The organism is Terriglobus sp. YAF25 (assembly GCF_052113305.1).
Lineage (GTDB): Bacteria > Acidobacteriota > Terriglobia > Terriglobales > Acidobacteriaceae > Terriglobus.
In genome coordinates this window covers 1-4,627 of record NZ_JBFRCY010000526.1, presented here as the reverse complement: position 1 = coordinate 4,627, position 4,627 = coordinate 1, and the positions used below count along the sequence as shown (strand labels likewise).

The window sequence follows — 4,627 nt, the reverse complement described above, 5'->3', positions numbered from 1 at the left end:
GGCCATAGGTGCGCACCTCCAGCAGCAGCGGATCGAGCAGCAGTTCCGCGAGGCGGTTGCCGCGATTCTCCATCAGGCTGGTGCGCAACACGCACAGGTCATGCTGAAACTCATCGGCGCTGGCATAGTGCGGCAAGGTAGGCAGGCCGGAGAAGGGCACACTACTGCGCGGCGAAGCGCCGAGACGGATCATGATGCAGATCACCAGCAGACGCACCGGCTCATGCGCGAAGCGCTGCTCCAACGTCTCGTGCTCGGTGCCGTGGAACTGTTTGACATAACCGGCCACCAGCTTCGACAGCTCCTTCGAGATCGGCGCCTGCCTGGTGCTGGCGCCGAGCTGTTCAAACAGGCTCTGGAGCCGCGTGCCGTAGTGCTTCAGCAGGAGATTCGATGCCATCGTAATGGCTTCGCGCGTGACATCGGGCGTGACGTAAGGATTACCGTCGCGGTCGCCGCCGATCCAGGAGCCGTAGTCCACAACGATCGGCAGGTCGGCAGGCGCTGGCTTCAGGCCGTATTCGGCAGCCAGTGCTGCGGAGATCTCTCCATAGAGCCGGGGCAGCGTGGCGAAGAGCGAGGCCTCGTAGTAATCCAGGCCGATGCGGATCTCGTCACGAACCGAAGGACGTTCGGTGCGTACATCGTTGGTCTGCCATAGAGCCGTGATCTCAGCCATCAGCTCGCGCTCCAGGGCCTCAAGGCGCTCAGGAGCGGTGGGAATACGGTCCRGCCGCCAGAGGATATAGCTGATGCGGCGCTGTTTGAACATCACCAGGCGGCGCGCCACCTCGGTGGGATGCGCGGTGAAGACCGGTGTCACGCGCAACTGGCTCAAAAAGTCGTAAGCCTGCTCGGCGGTGTAGCCTACCTGTTTCATGCGGCGTAACGTACCGCGGAGCGATCCGCGCTGCTGGATCGCCGCGGGATTCAGCTCGTGCGCCACACGGCGGCGCTTGCGGTGATTCGTCTCCGCCAGATTGATGAGCTCGAAGTAGAAGGCAAACGCACGCGCCAGCTGATAGGCCTGTTTCTCATCCAGGCTGTGAATGCTGAGGATGGTCTGCTGCAGATTGCTGTTCGCCCGGGCGGCATCGCCCTTTGCATCCGCGTCGCGGCGCTCAATGGCGGAGAGGCGCAGCGTCTCCACCAGTTGGAACAGCTCATCGCCGACCTGTTCGCGAAGGACATCGCCCAGCAGCTTGCCCAGCGAACGCACATCGCGCCGTAACGGCGCCTCTTTCAGATCGCCCGTCTGTGCCTCTAATTCGGCCAGGCTCGGGAGACTGTGCCTCAGAACCCACCCTAGCGTTGCGAGGGTGGGGCACCCTCGGGGAAGAGTCGGTGTTGGCAAGAGAGTCTACCGGAGCAATTGCTCTCTCCTTGCTGCGCAGGTAATCCTCATAATTTCCCGGATAGACGTGGACGTGGCCGCCTTCTACCTCGAAGACCTTCGTCGCCAGGCCGTCGATGAAGTAGCGATCGTGCGAGACGAAGACCACGGTTCCGGTGAAGTTGCGGATAGCCTCCAGCAGCACATCCTTGGCGCGCAGGTCGAGATGGTTCGTGGGCTCATCCATCAGCAGGAAGTTGGCGRGCGAAACCAGCATCTTGGCCAGAGCATAGCGATTGCGCTCGCCGCCGGAGAGCACTCCAAGCTGTTTGAAGACGTCGTCCCCGGAGAAGAGGAAGCAGCCCAGCAGCCCGCGCAGCTCGACCTCAGGCACCTTTGGCGCAGCAGACGAGATATCGTCCAGCATCTTTGCCTGCGGATCGAGCACCTTGTACTGGTCCTGCGCGAAGTAGTCGGCTGCCACGTTGTGGCCCAGCTTGATCTCACCGGAGGTGGGCGGTTCAAGCTGCGAGAGCAGGCGGATCAGCGTCGATTTGCCGGCTCCATTTGCTCCTACCAGGGCGATACGGTCGCCGCGGTCGATGGTAAAGCTTACGTTCTCCAGAACCTGTTTGGGGCCGTAGGACTTATCGATCCCCTTCGCTTCAAGAACGGTACGTCCGCTGGCCGGCGGCTGCGGGAAGGTGAAGTGGATGGTGGACTCCTCTTCGGGAATCTCGATGCGCTCGATCTTTTCGAGCTCCTTGACGCGCGACTGCACCTGCTTGGCTTTGGTGGCCTGGTAGCGGAAGCGGCCGATGAAGGCCTCGAGCTGCTCAATATGGTCGCGCTGGTTCTTATATGCCGACAGAAGCTGCTGTTTGCGCTCCTGTTTCTGGGTGACGTACTTCTCATAGCCGCCGGTGTAGAAGTGCAGCCGCTTGTTCCATACCTCCGCGATCTTCTCCACGGTGACATCGAGAAAGTAGCGGTCGTGCGAGATGAGGATGAAGCCGTGCGGATAGCCCTTCAGATAGCCTTCAAGCCAGTTGCGTGATTCGAGATCCAGGTGGTTCGTAGGCTCGTCGAGCAGCAGCAGTGACGGCTTCTGCAGCAGCAGCTTGGCGAGGGCGATACGCATCTGCCAGCCGCCCGAGAACTCGCTGGTGTCGCGGCCCCAGTCTTCTTTGCTGAACCCCAGACCACCCAGAACGCTGCCTACCTGAGCATCGAGGGCATAGCCATCGTGGGCATGGAAAAGATCATTGATCTCGGAGAACCGCTCGGCGACCTCGGTGTACTCGACAGATGTGGGGTCGAACTCCGACATGGCGTGGGTGAGCTTTTCGAGCTCCTGCTCCATCTCGCGCTGGGATTGAAAGACCGTGAGGCACTCGTTGAAGACGGTGCGGCCGGTGAGATTGAGACCATCCTGCGGCAGATAGCCCAGGGTCATGCCCTTGGTGCGGTGCAAGGCCCCGTAGTCGAGGGTCTCGATGCCGGCCAGGGTCTTCAGCAGGGTGGATTTGCCGGTGCCATTGCCGCCCACCAGCCCGGTGCGTTCATGGGCGGTGATCAGCCAGTTGGCCTCGTCGAAGAGCAGTTTGGGGCCGAATCGTTTTCCGGCAGCGGCGAGTTGCAACATTACTCTTCTATTTTCGCAGGTGTGGCACCAACCTCCCTCGCTGGCAGCACATCCAGCCTATGCAGCATCTGAAAAGCCAGCACGACGCGCAAGAAAGGCCATTGCAGTGAACGACGAAGAACGCGAGCTTGCCAGCGGTTCCCCCGCCTCCGAGTCCACTCCACCTCCTCCCCGCCCCAAGCGCCGCTTTGGCTGGCTGAAATGGGTCGGTATGGCTGTGAGTCTCGGCGTGCTGGTCTTAGGCGGCGCCACATGGTGGCTTGCCCGACACGCTGAGCCCTTGATGCGCCAGCGCATCATCGACACGCTCTCCGCCCACTTCCAATCGCCGGTCGAGCTGGATGAATTCCACGTCACCGTCGCCAAAGGTCTTGGCGTCGAAGGCAAAGGCCTGCGCATCATGTATCTGACAGAGGTGAATGCGCAGGGGCAGCGGCGTGAAGAACCGATGCTGGCCATCGACGAGTTTTACTTCCGCAGCACGCTGAGCGACCTGCGTAGGTCACCAATGCATGTAAATGAAGTCCACGTCACCGGTCTACATCTCCGCAAGCCCCCCAAAGAAGACCGCAGAGTGACACCGCCGGAACCGAAGAAACCACCGAAGGAGTCGATCGTTGTCGACCGTTTCGTGGTGGACCATGCCGACCTGGTGATGGAGACGCGCAAGGAAAACAAAGTACCGCTCCAATGGGATATCGCACATGTGGTCTTAGTCGACGTCGGCGCAAGGCGCCCCTTCGACTACACCGCTACACTGGTCAATCCCAAGCCCCTGGGTAACATCGCCTCCAAAGGTCACTTCGGCCCCTGGAACATCTTCGTTCCCGGAGACACGCCACTGGACGGAACCTACGAGTTCTCCAATGCCGACCTGAGTACGACGAAAGGTATCGCCGGAATTCTCTCTTCTAAAGGCAGCTTCGGCGGAACGCTGGACGACATCGTTGCCGACGGCGAAACCGACACACCGGACTTTCGTCTGGACGTCAGTGAACATCCCGTACCTCTGCACACGAAGTTTCACGCCATCATCGACGGCACCAATGGGGATGTCCTGCTGCAGCCGGTCGAGGCATGGTTGCTGAAGAGCTACTTCGTCTGCGTCGGACACGTGATCAACAACAAAAACCCCAAAGGCAAAGACATCCGCCTTGATGTCGTAATGCCGAAGGCACGCATCGAAGACATGCTACGTTTGGGAGTCAAAACCTCACCTCCGCTGATGACCGGCGGCTTCAAGATGAAGACCAAGCTGCATATCCCTCCTGGCGATGTCGCCATAGCTAAAAAGCTCGAGCTGACCGACGGCACCTTTGAGATCCGCAACGCCCACTTCACCAGCGACAAGATTCAGGAGAAGATCGATGCCCTGAGCATGCGCGCCCAGGGCCGCCCCAAAGAAGCCAACGCGCRGGGCACCGCAACCTTCGATATCCCCAGTGACATGCGCGGGAGCTTCCAGCTCAAGAACGGCATCATCAACGTTCCCTCACTGCGCTATGACATGCCGGGAGCCCAGGTGCTGATGCTCGGCGAGTACTCAACCGACGGCAACACCTTCGACTTCGTCGGCAAGGTCCGCACCAAGGCGCGGATAAGCCAGATGGTGACGGGATGGAAGGGATGGCTGCTGAAGCCCGCTGACC

The 4,627-nt window shown here is 60.5% G+C and carries 3 protein-coding genes; 1 reads left to right on the top strand and 2 read right to left on the bottom strand.

Features of this window, described 5'->3' with window-relative positions:
* Together AB4043_RS19405 and AB4043_RS19400 are read right to left on the bottom strand one after the other, a co-directional pair.
* The coding region (locus tag AB4043_RS19405) for a phosphoenolpyruvate carboxylase (RefSeq protein WP_442307824.1) at positions 1-1,219 on the bottom strand (1,219 nt) is incomplete at its 3' end.
* On the bottom strand, positions 1,164-2,978 hold the full coding sequence (locus AB4043_RS19400) for an ABC-F family ATP-binding cassette domain-containing protein (protein WP_442307823.1): 1,815 nt from the start codon (positions 2,976-2,978) through the stop codon (positions 1,164-1,166). The genes AB4043_RS19400 and AB4043_RS19405, both read right to left, overlap by 56 nt.
* Before the next feature lie 106 nt (positions 2,979-3,084).
* Here AB4043_RS19400 and AB4043_RS19395 point away from each other — a divergent pair.
* Positions 3,085-4,627, top strand: a 1,543-nt coding sequence (locus AB4043_RS19395; RefSeq protein WP_442307822.1) for a hypothetical protein, incomplete at its 3' end; no start/stop codon positions are given.